This is a genomic window from Bacillus sp. NMTD17 (genome assembly GCF_002998735.1).
Classification (GTDB): Bacteria; Bacillota; Bacilli; order Bacillales; family Bacillaceae; genus Bacillus.
On record NZ_PVRH01000001.1, the window covers coordinates 541709 to 560396 of the forward strand.

The 18688-nt window shown below is 41.4% G+C and carries 16 protein-coding genes and 1 other annotated feature; of the genes, 13 read left to right on the plus strand and 3 right to left on the minus strand.

Annotated elements, in window-relative coordinates; translation table 11 throughout:
* Positions 1-47 precede the first annotated feature (47 nt).
* The 3 genes from secA (at position 48) to C6347_RS02715 (ending at position 5660) form a co-directional block, all read left to right on the plus strand.
* A complete protein-coding gene (gene secA, locus C6347_RS02705; protein ID WP_106030560.1) occupies positions 48-2573 on the plus strand; it encodes a preprotein translocase subunit SecA in 2526 nt (841 codons plus the stop codon).
* 67 nt (positions 2574-2640) lie between these two features.
* Positions 2641-3742, plus strand: a protein-coding gene (gene prfB / locus C6347_RS02710) for a peptide chain release factor 2 (protein ID WP_106030559.1) whose coding sequence is annotated in 2 segments (ribosomal slippage) — positions 2641-2712 and positions 2714-3742 — 1101 coding nt in all. Because the reading frame shifts where the segments join, the coding sequence is not laid out codon by codon here.
* A gap of 124 nt (positions 3743-3866) precedes the next feature.
* Complete coding sequence (locus C6347_RS02715) at positions 3867-5660, plus strand: M3 family oligoendopeptidase (RefSeq protein WP_106071367.1); 1794 nt, start codon at positions 3867-3869, stop codon at positions 5658-5660.
* A 16-nt stretch (positions 5661-5676) separates the two neighbouring features.
* On the opposite strand, the gene C6347_RS02720 is transcribed toward C6347_RS02715, so the two are convergent.
* Positions 5677-6411 (minus strand): alpha/beta family hydrolase, encoded by a 735-nt coding sequence (locus C6347_RS02720; RefSeq protein WP_066031686.1) that lies wholly within the window; start codon positions 6409-6411, stop codon positions 5677-5679.
* A 189-nt stretch (positions 6412-6600) separates the two neighbouring features.
* On the opposite strand from C6347_RS02720, the gene C6347_RS02725 reads away from it, so the two are divergent.
* The 5 genes from C6347_RS02725 (at position 6601) to C6347_RS02745 (ending at position 11154) form a co-directional block, all read left to right on the plus strand.
* Positions 6601-7449, plus strand: coding sequence for a YitT family protein (locus C6347_RS02725; RefSeq protein ID WP_003212797.1), 849 nt, complete (start codon positions 6601-6603; stop codon positions 7447-7449).
* A gap of 48 nt (positions 7450-7497) precedes the next feature.
* Entirely contained in the window at positions 7498-7827 is a 330-nt protein-coding gene (cccB, locus tag C6347_RS02730; protein ID WP_060597381.1) for a cytochrome c551, read from the plus strand.
* 380 nt (positions 7828-8207) lie between these two features.
* On the plus strand, positions 8208-8894 hold the full coding sequence (gene ftsE / locus C6347_RS02735) for a cell division ATP-binding protein FtsE (protein ID WP_034660129.1): 687 nt from the start codon (positions 8208-8210) through the stop codon (positions 8892-8894).
* On the plus strand, positions 8887-9777 hold the full coding sequence (ftsX, locus tag C6347_RS02740; RefSeq protein WP_034660128.1) for a permease-like cell division protein FtsX: 891 nt from the start codon (positions 8887-8889) through the stop codon (positions 9775-9777). Before ftsE ends, ftsX begins: the two co-directional genes overlap by 8 nt.
* A 111-nt stretch (positions 9778-9888) precedes the next feature.
* On the plus strand, positions 9889-11154 hold the full coding sequence (locus C6347_RS02745; protein ID WP_034660127.1) for a murein hydrolase activator EnvC family protein: 1266 nt from the start codon (positions 9889-9891) through the stop codon (positions 11152-11154).
* A gap of 50 nt (positions 11155-11204) precedes the next feature.
* Here C6347_RS02745 and C6347_RS02750 read toward each other — a convergent pair whose 3' ends face one another.
* The gene (locus tag C6347_RS02750) at positions 11205-11945 is read right to left on the minus strand and encodes a sulfite exporter TauE/SafE family protein (RefSeq protein WP_060597379.1); all 741 of its coding nucleotides are present in this window, start codon (positions 11943-11945) and stop codon (positions 11205-11207) included.
* A gap of 153 nt (positions 11946-12098) precedes the next feature.
* Between C6347_RS02750 and ctpB the strand changes: the two genes are divergently transcribed.
* The 3 genes from ctpB (at position 12099) to C6347_RS02765 (ending at position 15501) form a co-directional block, all read left to right on the plus strand.
* Positions 12099-13547 (plus strand): carboxy-terminal processing protease CtpB, encoded by a 1449-nt coding sequence (gene ctpB / locus C6347_RS02755; RefSeq protein ID WP_095285735.1) that lies wholly within the window; start codon positions 12099-12101, stop codon positions 13545-13547.
* Positions 13548-13891: 344 nt separating this feature from the next.
* A complete protein-coding gene (locus C6347_RS02760) occupies positions 13892-14245 on the plus strand; it encodes a swarming motility protein SwrAA (RefSeq protein ID WP_007500014.1) in 354 nt (117 codons plus the stop codon).
* Between the two features lie 68 nt (positions 14246-14313).
* Complete coding sequence (locus C6347_RS02765; RefSeq protein ID WP_181185427.1) at positions 14314-15501, plus strand: PDZ domain-containing protein; 1188 nt, start codon at positions 14314-14316, stop codon at positions 15499-15501.
* A gap of 10 nt (positions 15502-15511) precedes the next feature.
* Here the strand turns inward: C6347_RS02765 and C6347_RS02770 are convergent, their stop codons facing one another.
* On the minus strand, positions 15512-15877 hold the full coding sequence (locus tag C6347_RS02770) for a winged helix-turn-helix transcriptional regulator (RefSeq protein WP_034660123.1): 366 nt from the start codon (positions 15875-15877) through the stop codon (positions 15512-15514).
* A 229-nt stretch (positions 15878-16106) separates the two neighbouring features.
* On the opposite strand from C6347_RS02770, the gene C6347_RS02775 reads away from it, so the two are divergent.
* Both C6347_RS02775 and C6347_RS02780 read left to right on the plus strand, forming a co-directional pair.
* The gene (locus C6347_RS02775; RefSeq protein ID WP_060597376.1) at positions 16107-16781 is read left to right on the plus strand and encodes an NAD(P)H-dependent oxidoreductase; all 675 of its coding nucleotides are present in this window, start codon (positions 16107-16109) and stop codon (positions 16779-16781) included.
* A 90-nt stretch (positions 16782-16871) separates the two neighbouring features.
* Positions 16872-17096, plus strand: a binding site (T-box leader).
* 75 nt (positions 17097-17171) lie between these two features.
* A complete protein-coding gene (locus C6347_RS02780; protein WP_034660121.1) occupies positions 17172-18521 on the plus strand; it encodes an amino acid permease in 1350 nt (449 codons plus the stop codon).
* The last annotated feature ends 167 nt before the right edge of the window (positions 18522-18688 follow it).

Genomic DNA, 18688 nt, shown 5'->3' on the forward strand with positions numbered 1-18688 from the left:
CTTTTGGACATGCCGAAAAATTGCATGAAATAGAGGAGCGTTATTATATGCTTGGAATCTTAAACAAAGTGTTTGATCCTACGAAGCGTACGATCAGCAAATATGAAAAAAAAGCAAATGAAATCGAAGCTCTCGCACAAGATTTCGAGAAATTATCTGACGAGGCTTTACGAAATAAAACGATTGAATTTAAAGAAAAACTTGAAAAAGGACAATCCGTGGATGACCTGTTGGTTGAAGCATTTGCAACGGTTCGCGAGGCATCACGCCGCGTGACAGGAATGTACCCGTTTAAGGTGCAGCTCATGGGGGGGATCGCGCTTCATGAAGGCAACATCTCTGAGATGAAAACAGGTGAAGGTAAAACGTTGACATCAACAATGCCTGTTTATTTAAATGCTCTTTCTGGAAAAGGCGTCCACATTGTGACAGTCAACGAATATTTGGCAAGCCGTGATGCAGAGGAAATGGGCAAGATTTTTGAATTTCTTGGCTTAACGGTTGGCTTAAACTTAAACAGCTTAGACAAAGATGAAAAAAGAGAAGCGTATGCCGCTGATATCACGTATTCAACAAACAATGAACTGGGCTTTGACTATTTACGAGATAACATGGTGCTTTACAAAGAGCAAATGGTTCAAAGACCGCTTCATTATGCCGTGATCGATGAGGTTGACTCCATCTTAATTGATGAAGCGAGAACACCTCTTATCATTTCTGGACAAGCTGCGAAATCTACAAAGCTTTACGTACAAGCCAATGCATTTGTTCGTACATTAAAAATAGAAGATGATTTCACATATGATATTAAAACAAAAAGTGTACAGCTGACAGAAAGCGGAATGACGAAGGCGGAAAAAGCATTCGGCATCGAGAACTTATTTGATGTTAAGCATGTTGCGCTGAACCATCACATCGCTCAGGCGCTGAAGGCACATGTTGCGATGCAAAAAGATGTGGATTATGTCGTTGAAGAAGGCCAAGTCGTTATTGTTGACTCTTTTACAGGACGTTTAATGAAAGGACGCCGTTATAGTGAAGGTCTGCATCAAGCCATTGAGGCAAAAGAAGGTCTCGAAGTGCAGAACGAAAGTATGACCCTTGCAACGATTACGTTCCAGAACTACTTCCGTATGTATGAAAAGCTATCTGGTATGACTGGTACAGCGAAAACGGAAGAAGAAGAATTCCGTAACATTTACAACATGCAGGTTGTGACAATTCCGACCAATCAACCAGTGGTTCGTGATGACAGACCTGATTTAATTTACCGCACAATGGAAGGTAAATTTAAAGCAGTGGCTGAGGATGTTGCGCAGCGCTATATGACAGGGCAGCCAGTTCTTGTCGGAACAGTAGCGGTTGAGACATCTGAGCTTATTTCTAAGCTGCTTAAAAATAAAGGGATTCCTCATCAAGTGTTAAATGCGAAAAACCATGAGCGTGAGGCACAAATTATTGAAGAGGCTGGTCAAAAAGGTGCCGTCACCATTGCGACAAACATGGCAGGTCGTGGTACGGACATCAAGCTTGGCGAAGGCGTCAAAGAGCTTGGCGGTCTAGCTGTGATTGGGACAGAGCGTCATGAATCACGACGTATTGATAACCAGCTTCGCGGACGTTCTGGTCGTCAAGGAGACCCAGGGATTACTCAATTCTATCTCTCCATGGAAGATGAATTGATGCGCCGATTTGGTGCAGAGCGCACGATGGCGATGCTTGACCGCTTTGGCATGGATGACTCTACACCTATCCAAAGTAAAATGGTGTCTAAAGCCGTTGAATCATCTCAAAAACGCGTCGAGGGGAACAACTTTGATTCCCGTAAACAGCTTCTGCAATATGACGATGTACTTCGTCAGCAGCGTGAAGTGATTTACAAACAGCGCTTTGAAGTCATCGATTCTGATAACTTAAAATCGATTGTGATCAATATGATGCAATCTTCAATTGAGCGGGCTGTTGGTTCTTATACGCCGAAAGAAGAGCTTCCTGAAGAATGGAAACTAGATGGGCTTGTTGAATTAATCAACACGAACTATTTAGATGAAGGAGCTATTTCGGTCAAAGATATTTATGGCAAAGAAGCAGATGAAATCACCTCCTTCATCATGGATCGTATTAAAGAAAAATACGATGCAAAAGAAGAAACATATGGCGATGAACAAATGCGAGAATTTGAAAAAGTCATCGTTCTTCGTGCGGTGGATTCAAAGTGGATGGATCATATCGATGCAATGGATCAGCTGCGTCAAGGGATTCATTTACGCGCGTATGCACAAACAAATCCGCTTCGTGAGTATCAAATGGAAGGATTTGCGATGTTTGAGCATATGGTTGCTTCAATCGAAGATGATGTAGCCAAATATGTCTTAAAATCAGAAATTCAAAACAACCTAGAACGTGAAGAAGTCGTTCAAGGCCAAACAACTGCTCATCAGCCTCAAGAGGGTGATGAGGAGAAGACAGTGAAAAAGAAGCCGGTACGTAAAGTCGTAGACATTGGGCGAAACTCACCATGTCACTGCGGAAGCGGTAAGAAATATAAAAATTGTCATGGGAAGACAGAATAAGTAATGGAAAGAGGTGAAAACCTCTTTCTATTCATGCCAGCCCCCATACATCTATGAGGTGAAGGATATGGAATTAGTAGAAATTAGACAAGAGCTTGAAAATATGGCTAGCAGGCTAGCTGATTTTAGGGGGTCTCTTTGACCTCGAAACAAAAGAAGCCAAAATTGCAGAACTCGAAGCGACAATGTCAGAAGCTGATTTTTGGAATGATCAGCAAAAGGCACAAGGCGTCATCAATGAAGCCAATGCACTAAAGGATAATGTGAATGCATACCATGAGCTCAGTGAATCTCATGAAGAGCTGCAAATGACACATGACCTATTAAAGGAAGATTATGACGAGGAGCTTCATGCAGAGCTTGAAAAAGAGCTGAAGAACTTAACCAAGCAGTTTAACGAGTTTGAGCTGCAGCTTCTCTTAAGTGAACCATATGATAAAAACAATGCCATTCTTGAGCTTCACCCTGGTGCAGGCGGTACTGAATCACAGGACTGGGGTTCTATGCTTCTGAGAATGTATACTCGCTGGGCAGAGCGCAGAGGCTTTAAGGTTGAAACGCTTGATTATCTTCCTGGTGATGAAGCAGGAATTAAGTCTGTGACATTGCTCATCAAAGGGCATAACGCATACGGGTACTTAAAAGCAGAAAAAGGTGTCCATCGTTTGGTTCGTATTTCTCCTTTTGATTCATCTGGCCGCAGGCATACATCGTTCGTTTCCTGTGATGTTATGCCGGAGTTCAATGAAGAAATTGATATTGATATTCGGACAGAGGATATCAAAGTAGATACGTACCGTGCCAGCGGTGCAGGTGGACAGCACGTCAATACGACTGACTCTGCCGTTCGTATCACACACATACCAACCAATGTTGTGGTCACATGCCAAACAGAAAGGTCACAAATCAAAAACAGAGAACGTGCGATGAAAATGCTGAAATCGAAACTTTATCAAAGACGGATCGAAGAACAGCAGGCTGAATTGGATGAAATTAGAGGAGAGCAGAAAGAAATTGGCTGGGGAAGCCAAATTCGCTCGTATGTATTCCATCCTTATTCTCTTGTGAAAGACCATCGAACCAATACGGAGATGGGAAATGTTCAAGCGGTCATGGATGGAGATTTAGATTCATTTATCGATGCTTACTTACGTTCGAAATTATCATAAAAACTCGGCTTCTTGCTGGGTTTTTTTAATTGTGAGAAAATATAATGAATATAAAGGAATACATACGCCATACTGACTCTATATCCTTTGTATGATGAAATTAGCAAATAAAGGGGGAAATATTTTGGGATTAACACCATTACAAGAGACGTGGGATTTAGATGCCTTTTTTAAAGGAGGCAGTTCTTCACCAGAATTTAAGACATACCTGCAACACATTCAGCAGCTATTAGATGAATTAAGACAAAAGGTCGATGCCTTTTCAAAAGAAGATACACACATTGAAAGCAGGTTAACGTCTGTCCTTGACACGTATGAAACGACATATAAAAAACTGTCTCAAGCAGGTTCATTTGTTTCCTGTCTTCAATCTCAAAATACAAAGGATATGAAGGCTGGCAGTCTTCGAGGTACGATTGCCAAGCTGGAAGCTGATTTAGGTACCATTCTTGCGCTGTTTGATCAAGCGCTTGCTGCCATCTCTCCTGGAAAATGGGAAGATCTCTTGAATTCAGAGGCCTTTTCAGATGTACGCTACATATTAAATGAACGCAGAGAGCGCGTGAAGGATCAATTGCCTGTTGAACAAGAAACGTTGATTCAAAAGCTAGCCGTAGATGGCTACCATGCGTGGGATGAGCTTTATTCTAGCTTGGTGAATAAGATTATGATTCCATTTGAACAAGATGGTGAAACGCAGATGATCTCTGTCGGCCAAGCGGAAAATGCGATGGATGATTCAGATCGTGAAGTCAGAAAGGCCGTATATCATAACTTAGAGCACGCATGGACACAGGATGAACATCTATTTGCAAGCACGCTTAATCATCTGGCAGGTTTCCGTTTACAAGTATATGAAGCAAGAGGCTGGGATCATATTTTAAAAGAGCCGCTTGATATTTGCCGGATGAAACAAGAAACCCTTGATGCAATGTGGTCTGTGATTGATGAACATAAGCAGCCATTCATTGATTACTTACATCGAAAGGCTGACATGCTTGGAGTGGATAAGCTAAGCTGGTTTGATGTTGGGGCTCCTATTGGCAGTGAAACCAAGATCTATCCGTATCAAGAAGCAGCTGCTTTTATTGTGAAACATTTCGCTGGATTTGGAAAAGAGCTTGCTGCCTTTACAGAAAAAGCCTTTAATGAACGCTGGGTAGAAGCTGAGGATCGTCCAAACAAACGAGTAGGCGGTTTTTGTACAAATTTTCCTGACAACGGGGAGTCACGCATTTTTATGACCTTCTCAGGAAGTCCATCCAATGTGGCGACACTCGCGCATGAGCTTGGTCATTCGTTCCATCAGGAAGTGATGCAGGATGTTCGCATTCTTAATCGCAAATATGCGATGAATGTAGCTGAAACGGCGTCGACATTTGCAGAAATGATTGTGGCTGATGCTTCATTAAAAGAAGCGGCAAATGAAGAGGAGCGTCTCAGTTTGTTAGAGGATAAGCTTCAGCGGAGTGTAGCATTTTTCATGAACATTCAATCTCGTTTCTTATTTGAACAGCGTTTTTATGAAGAGCGTAAACAAGGAGAAGTGCCGGCGGATCGGTTGAATGAGCTGATGGTAGAAGCGCAGAAGGAAGCCTTCGGTGACTCTTTAGATGAATACCATCCACATTTCTGGGCGTCTAAGCTGCATTTCCATATCACAGGTGTACCGTTTTATAATTTCCCATACACATTTGGCTACATGTTCTCACTAGGGATTTATGCAAAAGCCTTGCGGGCTGGTACTTCGTTTGAAGAGAAGTACATTGCATTACTAAAGGATACAGCTTCAATGACAGTAGAAGATTTGGCTCATAAGCATTTAGGCGTCGATCTTACCCAAAAAGCCTTTTGGGAGGAAGCCATTGGTTTAGCTGTAGCAGACGCTGAAGAGTTTTTAGAAGCGACGAAAAAGTAAAAATGAAAAGCTCCTATTACGGGAGCTTTTTTGCTGGTTTTAGCCATTCAAGCATGGTCTGAATGATATCCTTTTGCTGCGTGAGGGCTGGAATGTCCGCAGGCTGATCACCTTTTTGTTTGCCGTACATGCCAAACTGAGCATGGTTCCCGCCTTTTATTTCATGGTAAACGGTTTGAGACGGCAGATTTGTTTTCGATTTCTTGATTTTCTCTTGTGTCGCAAGCCCATCCTTTTCACCTGATATAGAGAGTACGTTCAAGGACGATGATTTCAAGTTATCTGATGCTGGATAAGACGCAAAGAAAAAGAGACCGTCGAGCTTGCGCTGGTTTTTTTCTGCAAACATAGCGGCAGCTGTTCCGCCTAGTGAATGACCGCCAATATACCAGTGTTTGATCGTTTGATGAACTTTCATAATATCGTGTGCTTTGTTTGTATTAAAAATCGCAAACGAAAATGGCATGTCAGGGATAAAGACAGAATAACCTTTTTTCATCAGTTCATTCCCAATATAGGTATACGCAATTGGTTCCACCTTTGCCCCGGGATAGAGAATAATACCAGTATCGCTTTTTGCTGATGCAAATGTATACACATCGTTTTTATGTTCCACTTGCTCGATGTTCACTTGCTTTTTTAATGCGGCGGATGGTCCGTATGTAAAGCGGCTCCATGTATAGAAAGCACCAAAAGCCAAGATGATCAGTGCAAGTAATGTCATGCCTGTTATCTTCAGTATTTTCTTCATCGCATGTCCCTTCTTTCTCATGTACATATTAAATATACCATCATTTGCTCCTATGCCAAACGGCAAGCACGCTGATCCGTTTGTGTGATAAAGTATTAATCCATTAGCACTGCATTTGGCTGTTATTTACATTCGTTTTAGAAGGGCTTAAAATAGGTGTGCATTCAGAAGTAACGGAGGAAGAAAGACATGAAGCAGGGACATTCACAATTATGGATTGAAGCGAAAAATTACTTGTTCATTTTAATCGGATCAGCCATTGTGGCGATTGGATTTAATACGTTATTATTACCGAATCAGATTGCTGCAGGTGGAGTGAGCGGTATTAGTACGATTATGCAGTCATTCGGCTTTGAGGCGGCGTATGTGCAATGGGGACTCAATATTCCGCTGTTTATCGCTGGTTTTTATTTATTAGGCGGGACATTTGGCGTGAAAACGCTCGTTGGCTCTATTTTTTTACCTTTGATGGTGTTTGTCACAAGACATATTGCACCTGTGACACATGAAGCGCTCTTAGCAGCCATTTTTGGCGGAGTGGTGATTGGGATCGGAATAGGGCTCGTGTTCCTTGGAAATGGATCAACAGGTGGAACGGCGCTCGCTGCCAAAATCATCAATAAATATACAGGCCTCACGCTTGGCACCTGTTTAGCGATGATGGATGGCCTAATTGTCCTGGCTGCGATGACTGTTTTTGGGATTGAAGAGGGACTGTACGCTGTCATTGGTGTGTTTATTTCAAGTAAAACGATTGATGTCGTACAGGCCGGCTTCAGTCATTCGAAAATGGCGATGATCATTACAGGGCATGAGGATGAGGTCAGGCAGGCAGTATTTGATCAAATTGACCGTGGTGTCACAAAGATCTCAGCAGTCGGTGGATATACCGACCATGACCGTCCAATTCTGATGTGTGTCGTTGGGCAGTCACAATTCACAAAGTTGAAACAAGTGGTGAAAGCAATCGATGCATCAGCATTTGTCATCGTAATGGATGCAAAAGAGGTGCTTGGTGAGGGTTTTAAAAGGGCGTAAACAAGGATATAATAGCGTTGACCAAATGATTGTAAGGGAGGGAAATTGATGAAAAAAAGCGGATTAATGATGCTGTTTGCAGTGATGCTTCTTGTTCTTGCGGCTTGTGGAGGAAATTCAAGCAGCAGTGACAAAGAAGGCAGCAAAAGTGCTTCAACTGTGAGCAGTGGTGAGGAAATTTATCAGCAAAACTGTATTGGCTGTCATGGGAAAGACCTATCTGGTGGAGGCGGACCAAGCCTGAAAGAAGTAGGGAAGAAATATAATGAAAGCCAAATCGCAGATATTGCACAGAATGGTAAAGGCTCTATGCCAAGCGGAATGGTAGATGAGAAGCAAGCAAAAGAAGTGGCAAAATGGCTTGCAGGGAAAAAATAAAACCTTTGTCTAATCGACAAGGTTTTTTTGTTTTTATATGTAGAAAAAGACTTTTGAATAGTATGAAAACGTATCATATTAAATTTTATTAAAAAAATAAGGGTAAAAAGACATGTTTATCGGTTTTAATTGTTCTTTTTACCTTTTAACTATAAGTTTTGAAATATAAATGTAATACCATTGCGTCGATTCATGACGTATAATTGGAGTTGTTGAAATTTAGACGATTCATTTTTTTCATCTTTTTGGATGAAAAGGACATAAATTGCTTGTACGTATCGAAGGGTATGTGCGTGACCATACATAACGTTTTTTGACGATAAGTGTCAAAACATCATGATAAGCTGTTAGTCAGCAATAAGAAAAGATTAGGTGATTACATGATTGAAATGAAGGAAGTCTACAAGATCTATCCTAACGGTGTAAAGGCGATCAATGGAATCAATGTCTCTATCCACCCAGGAGAGTTTGTGTATGTTGTTGGTCCCAGTGGTGCTGGTAAATCCACTTTCATCAAAATGATGTATCGTGAAGAGAAGCCAACCAAAGGGAAAATCTTAATTAATAGCAGAGATTTAGCCTCAATTAAGGAAAAAGAAATTCCTTACGTAAGAAGAGAAATTGGCGTAGTATTCCAAGATTTCAAACTACTTCCAACCCTCACGGTGTTTGAGAATGTGGCATTTGCTCTTGAAGTCATTGGGGAACAGCCTCATATCATTAAGAAAAAAGTGCTTGATGTACTTGATTTGGTACAGCTCAAGCACAAAGCACGACAATTTCCTGACCAGCTGTCTGGCGGTGAACAGCAGCGTGTATCTATCGCTCGCTCGATCGTGAATAGTCCTGAGGTTGTCATTGCAGATGAGCCGACAGGAAACCTTGATCCAGACACATCTCTGGAAATCATGAAGACACTTGAAGAGATTAATAACCGCGGAACAACAGTCGTCATGGCGACACACAACAAAGAAATTGTAAACAGCATGAAGAAACGTGTCATCGCAATCGAAGATGGAATGATTGTGCGTGACGAAGCAAGAGGGGAGTACGGCATTTATGATTAAAACTCTCTCGCGGCATTTACGTGAGAGCTTCCGTTCACTTGGAAGAAACACGTGGATGACATTTGCATCAATTAGTGCGGTCACTGTCACATTGATTTTAGTTGGGGTTTTTCTTGTGATTATGCTCAACTTGAATAACATGGCATCGAACGCTGAAAAAGAAGTAGAAGTAAAAGTGTTAATCGAATTAACGGCGAATCAAAAGCAGCAGGATGAATTAAAAGCAGAAATTGAGAAGATTCCTGAAATCAGTGATGTGAAGTACTCATCAAAAGATGACGAACTAAAAGCGCTGATTAAAAGCTTTGGTGAAAATGGACAATCCATGGGACTTGTTGATCAAGAAAACCCATTAAACGATGCGTTTATTGTGAAAACATCTGATCCACACGATACACCAAAAGTAGCGAAGAAATTAGAAAACTTAAAGGGTACGTATAAAGTAACCTATGGAAAAGAAGAAGTCAGCCGACTCTTTAATGTGGTCGGAGTGGCGCGAAATGTAGGTATTGCGCTCATTATTGGGCTTTTATTTACAGCCATGTTCTTGATCTCTAATACGATCAAAATTACGATTTTTGCTAGACGTAAAGAAATCGAGATTATGAAACTCGTAGGTGCAACGAACTGGTTTATCCGCTGGCCATTCTTTATTGAAGGATTACTGCTTGGTGTATTTGGTTCTATTATACCAATCGCTCTATTGCTCGGCACATATCAATATGCAGTGGGCTGGGTGGCACCGAGAGTACAAGGCTCATTTATTTCCATGCTTCCATATAACCCGTTTGTCTATCAAGTTTCACTGGTCCTTCTATTGATCGGTGCAATCATTGGTGTATGGGGAAGCTTGACGTCCATCCGTAAATTCTTAAAAGTATAAATCTATTTTTGATGGCAGCACTCGAGAATTTGATAGAAGGTGTGACCGGTTGAACCGATTCATCCGGTCGACTCTTTATGCAGGCAGTTGTCATAGGAGGGGAATATCGTTTTGAAAAGAAAGCTGATGATGGCTGGAATGGCAGCGTTTATTGGAACAACGTGGCTATACATTCCAGGGAACGAGAATCGTGCATTCGCATACGAAGACCTAGATCAAAAACGTCAACAAATCGAAGAGAAAACATCAAAGACTGAATCCACTTTGAAGAAAAAGAAATCAGAGCTGGCTAAGCTTGAAAAGAAAGAATCCAAGCTCAAAAAAGAAATTGAAAAGATTGACCACAAGGTAAGTGCTGCAACTGAAAAAGTCGCTGAAAAAGAAAAAGAAGTCAAACAAACGAAGCAAGAGATCAAGAAACTAAAAAAAGACATTCAAGTCATCAATGATCGAATTGAAAAAAGAAAAGCTATATTCAAAGATCGAATTCGTTCGATGCAAAAAAGCGGCGGTACGATCAACTATTTAGATGTGCTGCTGGGTGCTCGCAGCTTTAGTGATTTTGTCGGTCGTGTTGGAGCTGTCACAACCATTGTCGAAGCAGACAAAGACATGATTACAGAACATGAAAATGATTTAAAGCTGGTGGAGCAAAAAGAAGCAGAGCTAAATAATCAGCTAAATGGACTTGAAACATCTCTGAAAGAGCTAGAAGAGTTGAAAAAGGATTTGTCTAAACAGCAAAAAGAAAAAGAGAAAATCTTAGGGGATGTAACAGATAAAAAGAACCATGCCCATGATGAATTAGGCAAACTTGAAAATGAACAAGAAATTCTAGCGAACCAAAAAGCGGCTGTGAAGTCTGAGGAAGCACGCCGCCAAAAGGAAGAAGCGAAGAGAGCAGAACAAGCAGCTGCTGAAAAAAGTGCACCTGCACCTCAAAGCGGCGGCTCGGATCAAGTATCTGATACACCAGCAAGCAGCTCCGGCTTTATTAAACCAGCTGCTGGCCGATTCTCATCTGGCTTTGGCGGACGTTCAGGCGGACAGCACTACGGTTTAGATATTGCAGCAAAAGGCACAGTATCTGTCGTCGCAGCTGCAGCTGGAACAGTCACGAACTCAAGCTACTCATCGAGCTACGGGAATGTGATATTCATTACGCATAATATCAATGGACAGACCTATCAAACGGTATATGCCCACCTGTCTACAAGAAGTGTGTCCACAGGGCAGAGAGTCGAGCAAGGACAATTCCTTGGATATATGGGGAATACAGGCCAATCACATGGTCAGCATCTCCACTTTGAAATTCATAAAGGATTATGGAATGGCGCTAAATCAAATGCAGTCAATCCAGCGCAATATATCCGCTAATCAAAAAGCCGATAACATCATGTTATCGGCCTTTTTTATTCTAAATGAAATTAAAATAACAGCAGTAAACCGGCAATAATAGGTGTTAACAGTACAGCCGACTTCAATAAGAGCTTCGGTGCAAGGCGTGTGAATTTTGCGCCAATAAATGCCCCTAATACTGTTCCGATTAAAATTTGAATCAGCAAGATAAAATCAACATAGCCCTCTGTAATATATCCAATTCCACCACCAATGGAAATCGGAATAATGACAAGCATTGTCGTGCCAACTGCCTGTCGAATGGAAAGTCTCAGTAAAATCAAAAGTCCTACTTGAATAAATGGTGCAGACCCGATACCAAACATACCTGACAGCAATCCGGATACAAGTCCTAAAATAATACCCCTTATGAGCAGCTGACGTGAAGAAAGCGGCTGATGCTCAGTGTCTTCCTTAAGAACAAATAATTTGATCATCATAAACACAGCGGATAAAAAGAGCATTCCAGCTGTTAAATAGTGCAGACTTTCTTCTGGAATAAAAGGAGCAACCTTAGCTCCTGCAAAAGAAGCAACACAAGCCAAAGCTCCGACAATCAAACCAGATTTCAGCTGAATATTCCCTTCCCGGTAGTGGCTGTATGCACCTGATAACGTCGTAAATGCCATTGCGGCTAAAGACGTCCCGAGTGCGGTATGGATAGGGATATCAAAAATTAACGTAAGCAATGCGATGACAAAACCAGCCCCGCCTGCTCCTACAAATCCTAATAAAATTCCTAATAAAAGCATCGTCAATATAATATTCATAGCGAAGACTCCTTCTCGATCATAACAAAATAAAAATTACACCTAATGAAATGATTAGTCAAGCCTTCGCGGGAGAATGTCTTTACATGAAATCCCTTCTTCTGGCATATAATAACTCAGGTCATCAGGAAGAGTTGAAGAAGGAGGCCAAAGATGAAAAAACAAATCGCATCTATTATGGCAAGTGTCGTTCTATTAATAAGTGCAGGGGTGATGACGCATAAAGAGGGAACTCATGCGGAGTCACCGCAAGCAGCTGTTGCAATGGCTGGACAAGCTCAATCAAGTGATAAGGCGAAAGAGAATGGGATGGAGAAAATCGAGAAAGCCTATGACCTGATATCGAATGAATATGTAGAGGAAGTGGATCGCCAAAAGCTGCTTGAAGGCGCCATTCAAGGAATGCTTTCAACTTTAAATGATCCGTATTCAGTATACATGGACAAGCAAACCGCCAAGCAATTTTCTGATTCGCTTGATTCTTCTTTTGAGGGAATTGGGGCAGAAGTGGGAATGGATGAAGGAAAAATCATTATCGTCTCTGCCTTTAAAAAATCCCCTGCGGCAAAAGCAGGTCTAAAGCCGAAAGATGAAATCATCAGCATTGATGGTGAGCCGATGAAAGAAAAAAGCTTAAACGATGCTGTACTGAAAATCAGAGGGAAAAAAGGAACATCTGTCGCTCTGAAAATCAGACGAAATGGGATTGAAAAAGAGTTAACATTCCATATCAAACGAGAAGAAATTCCGCTCGAAACCGTGACTTCTTCTGTGAAAGAGGTAAATGGTCATAAAACGGGCTATATCGCGATCTCTAGCTTTTCTGAAGATACTGCGAAGGATTTCACGTCAAGCCTGAAACAACTCGAGAAAAAGGGCATAGAAGGTCTTGTGCTGGATGTGAGAGGGAACCCTGGCGGCTATCTGCAAAGTGTAGAAGACATTTTGAAGCATTTTATTACGAAGGATCAGCCTTATATTCAAATTGCAGAACGGAACGGCGACAGGAAACGGTATTTTTCAAAACGGAAAGAACAGAAGCCTTATCCAGTCAATGTCTTAATCGATAAAGGCAGTGCATCCGCTTCTGAAATACTTGCTGGTGCTATGAAAGAAGCCGGAAAATATGAAGTCGTCGGTGATGTCTCCTTTGGGAAAGGCACTGTGCAGCAGGCGGTTCCAATGGGTGACGGCAGTAACATTAAATTAACGCTGTATAAATGGCTCACGCCAAAAGGGAATTGGATTCACAAAAAAGGTGTCGTACCGACAATTGCGATTCATCAGCCAGATTACTTTACCGTAGGCCCACTTCAACTGAAAGAACCGCTTCAGCTGGATATGAACAATGAAGAAGTGAGACAAGCACAGACGCTGTTAAAGGGATTGTCATTCGACCCCGGCAGAGTAGACGGCTACTTTGATGAAGAAACGAAAAAGGCAGTTCTAGCCTTCCAAAGCACATACAATCTCGATAAATCAGGTGTGATTGATCTGAAGACAGCGAAAATGATGAACAAAATGGTGGATGAAGTGAAATCCTATGAGAAAAATGATCTTCAACTGCAGACTGCACTAAAAGCACTATATCTTAAAAAATAAAGAGGCGAATAAATGCCTCTTTTTTTTGGTTCATAAGTGTCACGAACATGTAATAGTTTATTCTTAAAAATAAATTATATCGAGAAATATATTCATTTATTTTACAAAAAACATAACATTCCTTCGATTTTACCCGATAACATATTTATATAAGAGACTTTCTGTTGATTTAAACATGTCATGAAAATGAAACTTTTGAAAGTTGTATGTTACATAAATAATTCTTACAATATAAAGTAGCACTCATTTTAAATATTTTATTTTTTGCGGATATTCAGCTTGAGCATTAAGCTGTACCGAGGTTTGCGCTTTTCTTAAAAGAACTAGTAAATGGGGGTACACAATTGAAAAGGGCAAGTATTGTGAGAGAGAAAAAATATTACGAGTTGGTAGAGGAGCTTAAGAGTCGTACGAAAGATGTGACGTTTTCCGCTACAAAGGCATTAAGTCTGCTCATGCTGTTAAGCAGGTACTTGGTCAATTACACAACGGTAGAATCAGTCGACGAAATCGATGAAGACTGTGCTGAGATATACTTCAATTATTTAATGGATAATCATAAGAGACTTGGTATAAACTTAACCGACATCAAGAGGTCGATGCAGCTGCTCGGCGGCATACTAGATGTAGATGTCAATCACTACTTAAAAGATTTTTCACTGTCGAATGTCACACTTTGGATGAATCAGGAGAAATAAACCTGGTGTCAAGCATCGATTTATTTGATAGAATAAGAGAAAATGCTTGACTTGGGCGGTGAACGATAATGAGCTCGGAGTGGATGGGAGCTGGATTAAAAGCGGTCGGTCTGTTTTTAATCCACCCTCTTTTTTATTTCATGATATTAATCAGCCTGTTACATGGCTACATCCGCGTAAAGCGGGAGAGAAAAGCGTTTCAAACAAGAATAGAAGATGTATATGATGAACTTAAATTTACATATTCAAAGGGATGGATTCTAGGGATTTGCCTATCCGTCATTTCAGTAGGCTTAGGGATTTCCCTCCCGCCTGGATTCATCGTGCTGATTGCAGTGATGACCATCGTTTGCTCTTTATTCTTTAAGGCGAGTGCGCTTTCGTCTGCATACACACTCGGTTTCAGTTTTATTGCGGCACTTGGACTAATGTATGTCCAAGTGAGCCATTCTTGGCTGCCGCAGCTCTCAATGATGAATGCATCAGCCGTTGTTATTTTGCTAGGTCTTTTATTAATGACCGAGGGGATTCTAGCCTATCGAACGGCGCATTTACGAACATCGCCTGCAATGGTGATGAGTGCGAGAGGACTTTTGATTGGCCAGCAGCGGGCAAACCGCCTGTGGCTTTTACCGCTTGTTTTGCTGATGCCGGCAGGTGAATTTACTTCTTCTCTGCCATGGTGGCCGGTGCTTCAAGTACACGATCAAAGCTTTTCATTTATTTTGATTCCATACATCATCGGTTTCGGGCAGCGGATTCAAGGATCACTGCCAATTGTGAGCATTCAAATTACGGCACGGCGTATTCTCATGCTTGGACTCGCTGTTGCTTTACTAGGTGCTGCAAGTATTTGGTTTGAGCCGATTGCATGGGGAGCTGTATTGATAGCGATTGTCGGAAGAGCTTTCCTCTCATGGAAACAGAGAGTCAATGACAATGCGGCTCCATTCTACTTCTCTAAGCGTAATCAAGGGCTGATGGTGCTGGGAATCATTCCGAATACACCTGCAGCTGATTTAAAGCTTGAGATCGGAGAAGTCATTACAAAGGTGAATGGAATTGAAGTCAAAACCGTTTCGGAATTTTACGAAGCCCTTCAAACCAATCGTGCTCTGACAAAGCTTGAGATCATTGGCTTGAATGGTCAGACAAGGTTTGAGAAACGCGCTTCTTACGAAGGGGAGCATCATCAGCTTGGCATCCTGTTTGTGAAGGATGATCCACAGCAAGAATCAACGGCGATTTCATCATAAAAAAAAGCTGCTAGAGATGGCAGCTTTTTTCTTTTGGGCGAGCTTCTTTTCCATAGGATTCGCCCCATTCACGCATAGCGAAGATGATGGGTTTTAAAGTATCTCCAAGAGAAGTGAGTGAATATTCGACACGAGGAGGGACCTCCTCATAGACTTTTCTGTGAACAACGCCGTCTTGTTCTAGCTCGCGCAATTGCAGCGTGAGAACACGCTGAGAAATTCTTGGCAGAAGCCGGCGTAATTCGTTGTATCGTTTTGGACCGCAAGTCAAATGATAAAGGATCACTCCTTTCCATTTTCCTCCTATTACACTCGTTGTGGTTGAAACGGGACAGCCATGATTGACAATACTGACTGGATTGGATGGTGCACTCATCTTTACACTCCTTTCTAAGACGAAATGGGTGATAAACGAACATGATTGTACCTAACGAACAAAAATGTGCGTACTTGAATCAATGGAAGCTTTTCTTTTACCATAGAGATATCACATCACACATTCGGGCTGTTTGTTTTATTATCATAACAATTTCTATATGGGAATGGAAAGAAATTGGATTGATGAAACTTCTCACCCTAATCGTTCACTAGAAAGGATGAATACCATGCGAGACAAAGAGCAATTAAAAAAAGAAATCATTGAGGCGTATGAATTCCGTCATGCGACAAAAGAGTTTGACCCGACGAAAAAGATTCCAGAAGATGACTTTGCGTTCATTTTAGAAACAGGAAGACTTTCCCCAAGCTCTGTCGGATTTGAGCCTTGGAAATTTCTCATCGTTCAAAATGAAGCATTTAGAGAGAAATTAAAAGAATATACATGGGGTGCGCAAAAGCAGCTTCCAACTGCCAGCCATTTTGTGATCATTTTGGCAAGAACAGACGCCCGGTATGATTCAGCATATGCAGAATACATCAACAAGGAAATCAAGGGAATGACAGACGAAACGTTTGAAATGGTAAAAGAACGCTACAAAGAATTCCAAGAGAATGATCTTCATTTGATGGAAAATGACCGTACGCTCTTCGATTGGGCTTCCAAACAAACGTATATTGCCCTTGGAAATATGATGACAGCCGCGGCACAAATCGGCATTGATTCATGCCCTGTTGAGGGATTCAGCTACGATGAGATTCATCGTATTCTTAAGGAAGAAGAATTACTTGAAGGTGGTCAGTACGACATCTCTGTCATGGCAGCCTTTGGGTATCGAGTCATTGAGCCAAAGCGCGGCAAAACGCGTCGTCCGATGGATGAAGTAGCCGTTTGGATTCGTTAAAAGAAAATGTCTGAAAAAGGCTGTTGACAATTGCGTGGTTAGTCAGTATATTTAAAAAATAAAATCTTTGATAAATAGACAAATTGACTATAAAACGCTTTGACTTGAGAATAGTAAATGAATATCCGTTTTCTAAGAGAGCTGCGGGGTGGTGCAACGCAGTAAAACGAATCATTGAACTCGCTCAAGGAGCGGCAAGACTGAATGAATAGTAAGTCTTTACGTGTGACCTACGTTATCGGGTTTCAAGTTGGATTCAGCTATGTCTGAATCAATAAGAGTGGTAACGCGGTTGCAAGGTCAGTCGTCTCTTCAAGGAGATGACTGGCCTTTTTATATGCTTTTATCTTATATTTGTCTGAAGATTCAAATTTAAAGGAGCTATAGAAAATGGAAAAGGAACATGTGCAGTTAAAACGAACAATGACGTCAAGGCATATCATGATGCTCGCACTTGGCGGTGCCATCGGTGCTGGTCTGTTTAAAGGAAGCAGTTCTGCCATTGATATCGCGGGTCCTGCTGTCATTTTGGCATATATGATTGGTGGTCTTATTTTATTATTTATTATGCAAGGACTTGCCGAAATGACGGTTGCACGACCTGGCGCTAGAACATTTCGTGATTTAATTGAACCTGTGTTAGGCAAATACCCCGCCTATTTCTTAGACTGGATCTATTGGAAAATGTGGGTGCTGAACATTGCAGCAGAAGCGATCGTGTCTGCAATCTTTATTCAGTACTGGTTCCCGCAAGTACCAATATGGACACTTGTGTTAATCATTTCACTTGTTGTGACATTGATCAATGTTTGTTCAGTCAAAATGTTTGCTGAGACAGAATACTGGTTAGCCTCTATAAAAATTGCTGTCATTCTTTTATTTATTATCATTGGGTTAACGATGCTGTTTGTCTCATTCGGACAGCATGCAGCACCGGGATTATCCAACTTAACCGACCACGGGGGATTTTTCCCGAATGGAACGGGCGGCTTAATTGCGGCAATGCTGGTGGTCGTGTATTCATATGGGGGAACTGAAATGATTGGGGTCACATTAGCAGAAACAAAAAACCCTGAAAAAGTCATCCCAAAGGCCATTCAAAGTACATTTGTACGAATCATCGGTTTTTATGTACTTCCGTTCTTCATCATCGTCAGCTTGATTCCTTGGAATCAAGTAAACAATGAGCAAGTGAGTCCATTCGTCACGGTGTTTGCAACGATTGGTGTGCCATATGCAAGTGATATCATGAACGGGATTATTTTACTAGCGATCTTGTCTTCTATGAACTCTGGTCTGTATGCTTCTTCAAGGGTACTATTTACACAGGCGATGGATGGCCGTGTATGGAAGGGTTTTTCTAAGCTGTCGAAACAGCAGGTGCCAGTCAGAGCGATTCTAGTATGTACATCTACTTTGTATGCAGCCGTATTAATCTCTCTTTTTGTAGGAAGTCAAACCTTTAATTATTTAATGGGATCTTTAAGCTACACAGTCTTATTCATCTGGTTTATTATTGCTGTTGGGCATCTAAAGTCTCGAAGCGTAACAGCACCAGGAGGATATCGCGTCAAGCTGTATCCTTTCACGACATGGTTTTCTGTCATTGCGATCATTGCCATTTTTATTGGCGTAGTATCAACAACTCCGATCGTCCAAACCTTGGTCACAATGGGTATCTATCTCATCATCACTCTTTCTTTCTTCATCAATAGAAAGCGGTTTGAAACAGTTGTTTAATTTAAAAGCGTGCAGGACTTTTGAAGAAGGTCTGGCACGCTTTTTTAATAGTTTTATTGTTTGAACTGAAGCAATCGACTCTCCTTTTGAAAGGAATTGATGCATAAAAGTAGATGATCAAAAAGGGGCTGAAAATAGCTGTTCGAATTTAGACGACTGATGCACAT

What these genes read in the sequence shown, in the direction of transcription:
- C6347_RS02765 (WP_181185427.1), top strand. Translation starts at nt 14,314, where the DNA reads ATGAGCTCGGAGTGGATGGGAGCTGGATTAAAAGCGGTCGGTCTGTTT.
- C6347_RS02750 (WP_060597379.1), bottom strand. Translation starts at nt 11,945, where the DNA reads ATGAATATTATATTGACGATGCTTTTATTAGGAATTTTATTAGGATTT.
- C6347_RS02725 (WP_003212797.1), top strand. Translation starts at nt 6,601, where the DNA reads ATGAAGCAGGGACATTCACAATTATGGATTGAAGCGAAAAATTACTTG.
- C6347_RS02780 (WP_034660121.1), top strand. Translation starts at nt 17,172, where the DNA reads ATGGAAAAGGAACATGTGCAGTTAAAACGAACAATGACGTCAAGGCAT.
- secA (WP_106030560.1), top strand. Translation starts at nt 48, where the DNA reads ATGCTTGGAATCTTAAACAAAGTGTTTGATCCTACGAAGCGTACGATC.
- ctpB (WP_095285735.1), top strand. Translation starts at nt 12,099, where the DNA reads ATGAAAAAACAAATCGCATCTATTATGGCAAGTGTCGTTCTATTAATA.
- C6347_RS02720 (WP_066031686.1), bottom strand. Translation starts at nt 6,411, where the DNA reads ATGAAGAAAATACTGAAGATAACAGGCATGACATTACTTGCACTGATC.
- C6347_RS02775 (WP_060597376.1), top strand. Translation starts at nt 16,107, where the DNA reads ATGCGAGACAAAGAGCAATTAAAAAAAGAAATCATTGAGGCGTATGAA.
- C6347_RS02770 (WP_034660123.1), bottom strand. Translation starts at nt 15,877, where the DNA reads ATGAGTGCACCATCCAATCCAGTCAGTATTGTCAATCATGGCTGTCCC.
- ftsE (WP_034660129.1), top strand. Translation starts at nt 8,208, where the DNA reads ATGATTGAAATGAAGGAAGTCTACAAGATCTATCCTAACGGTGTAAAG.
- ftsX (WP_034660128.1), top strand. Translation starts at nt 8,887, where the DNA reads ATGATTAAAACTCTCTCGCGGCATTTACGTGAGAGCTTCCGTTCACTT.
- cccB (WP_060597381.1), top strand. Translation starts at nt 7,498, where the DNA reads ATGAAAAAAAGCGGATTAATGATGCTGTTTGCAGTGATGCTTCTTGTT.